This window comes from Anoxybacillus sp. UARK-01 (assembly GCF_002075365.1).
Lineage (GTDB): Bacteria > Bacillota > Bacilli > Bacillales > Anoxybacillaceae > Anoxybacteroides > Anoxybacteroides rupiense.
This window is the reverse complement of the sequence record NZ_NASY01000067.1, coordinates 1-744: the sequence shown is the minus strand read 5'-3', so window position 1 is coordinate 744 and position 744 is coordinate 1. Positions and strand designations below refer to the sequence as shown.

Here is a 744-nt window from a genome sequence, read left to right as displayed (position 1 = left end):
TCCTTAGCGACTGTCTCTAAATGATGTTCGGTGATCTCTTCACGTTGTTCGGTTTCCTTTTCTCCCGTTCCAGCTTCTAATGGTGTCAATTCATGAATGTACTCAAGTGTTTCTTGAATTTTTTCTTTTAATGTTGCTTCCCATTTCTCTGTTGATTTTTTCCACACGAAAGAATACTTATTGGCGTTGGCTTCCATCTTGGTGCCATCCAAAAAGTAGTTTTCCATTGTGATGTACTTTTCTTCAATCAATTTTAGAATCATGGCTTCAAATAACTCATCCATCAAGGCTTTCATCCGTTCTCCGCGGAACTCATTGATCGTGCGGAAATCTGGTTGTTGCATCGCAGCTAACCATATGGCAGGAAGATTTTCTTTTATTAGTTTTTCGATTCCACGGCAGGAATAAACCTTTTGGGAATAACTATACAGAATGATTTTAAGCATCATTTTGGGATGATAGGAACTTCTGCCACCACCTTTATAATGAGAAAACAATAGCTCATCTGGTACAGATTCCACCATTTCGTCCACTACTCGTGCGACGTGATGTTCTGGTATAAGGGCTTCAATATCAAAAATCACTTGAGTTTGACGATTGTCATAGGGTTTAAAAGTAGGGGCTAATGGTCTTTTAGAGGGCTTTTTTTCCTCTGTCTCTGGAAAAAGTGTCATTTGCGTGTTATAATTTTCAGTAGTAATCATTTGATTGCTCATAAAAATCGTCCTTTCTGGAATGTTGTGG

Annotated in this window: 1 protein-coding gene; it reads right to left on the bottom strand. The window is 38.4% G+C overall.

The window, feature by feature from the left end; genetic code table 11:
- A partial coding sequence (locus B6A27_RS18325) for a transposase (protein WP_080862887.1) occupies window positions 1–716 on the bottom strand: 716 nt, incomplete at its 3' end.
- Window positions 717–744: the final 28 nt, after the last annotated feature.